This is a genomic window from Streptomyces sp. SID14478, assembly GCF_010548525.1.
Classification (GTDB): domain Bacteria; phylum Actinomycetota; class Actinomycetes; order Streptomycetales; family Streptomycetaceae; genus Streptomyces.
In genome coordinates, this window is sequence record NZ_JAAGMG010001168.1 from 1 (window position 1) to 1,197 (window position 1,197).

Here is a 1,197-nt window from a genome sequence, read left to right on the forward strand (position 1 = left end):
CGAGCGCGGGCACCTTGCGGCTGCGCACGCCCGCACCGTGCGCGCGCACGACGGTGATCGTCCCGTCGGCGCCGGGGAGGTCCGCCCCGTCCGGCGACCAGAACGCGATCCTCCCCTCGCGCGGCAGCGGAGCGGGCAGGAAGACGGCTGCGGCGCCGAGGGCGACGCCGGGCGACTCGGGCACGGCCGCGCCACCTCCCCTCTCCGTTCACCTGGCTCACACCTGTACGTCCGGTACGACCTTACGGGCCGGGTCCGACAATCCTTGATCCCCGGCTCGGGTGACAATGTCCATGATCCGTACCGAGTCCTCATGAACAGGCTGAACCATGGGTGATCTGCTTCTCGTCCGACATGGTGAGACCGAGTGGGCGCTGACCGGTCAGCACACCGGCCGCACCGACATCCCGCTCACCGACAACGGCCGCGAAGAGGCGCGCAGGGTGGCGCCGCTGGTCGGCAGCTACCACGTGGGGGCCGTCTTCGTGAGCCCCATGCAGCGGGCCCGCGAGACCGCGGAACTCGCCGGGCTGCACCGCTTCACCGTCGATCCCGATCTGGGCGAGTGGGACTACGGCGCCTATGAAGGCGTGACGACGCGGGAGATCCAGGCCACCCGACCCGACTGGTACCTGTTCGACGACGGTGTGCCGCCGGGCCCGCCCGACCACCCCGGTGAGACACCGGAGCAGGTGGGCGCGCGTGCCGACCGGATGCTGTCCAAGGTCGACGCGGCGCTGTCCAACAACGAGGGCAGCGTCGTGCTGGTCTCCCACGGTCATTTCCTGCGCGTCCTGACCGCACGGCGGCTCGGCCTGCCCCCGTCGGGCGGTTCCCACTTCCTGCTGGCGACCGGCACGGTGAGCCGGCTCAGCACGGAGCACGGCAGGCCGGTCGTCTCGGGCTGGAACCTGCGGCCGCCCGCGAACTGACCCGTCGTTGTCAGTGCCGTCGGGCACCATCGTCGCCAGGAGGTGCGCCATGACCCGACCGCCGACCGCCGCGCAGCGGCGCATCATCGAGGCCGCCGATCCGCAGACGGGACGGATCGCCGGCAGCGCCGCCCAGCTGGCGCGGCTGGTCGTGCTGAAGCTGGCCTTCCGGCATCCGCGGCCGCCGCACGACCACTTCCTCACCCCGCAGGGGCACCGGCTGCGGGAGGCGGAGCCCGACCAGGCGCCCGCCGCGCCGCGACCG

At 72.8% G+C, this 1,197-nt stretch carries 2 protein-coding genes and 1 pseudogene; 2 read left to right on the plus strand and 1 reads right to left on the minus strand.

The window, feature by feature from the left end:
• On the minus strand, window positions 1-184 hold a 184-nt coding region (locus G3I40_RS37185), incomplete at its 3' end, for a hypothetical protein (protein WP_164559236.1).
• A gap of 145 nt (window positions 185-329) precedes the next feature.
• On the opposite strand from G3I40_RS37185, the gene G3I40_RS37190 reads away from it, so the two are divergent.
• Window positions 330-932: a histidine phosphatase family protein gene (locus tag G3I40_RS37190; RefSeq protein WP_164559237.1), complete on the plus strand. Its 603-nt coding sequence runs from the start codon at window positions 330-332 to the stop codon at window positions 930-932.
• Window positions 933-981: 49 nt separating this feature from the next.
• A pseudogene (locus G3I40_RS37195) lies at window positions 982-1,197 on the plus strand (hypothetical protein); the annotation flags it as partial.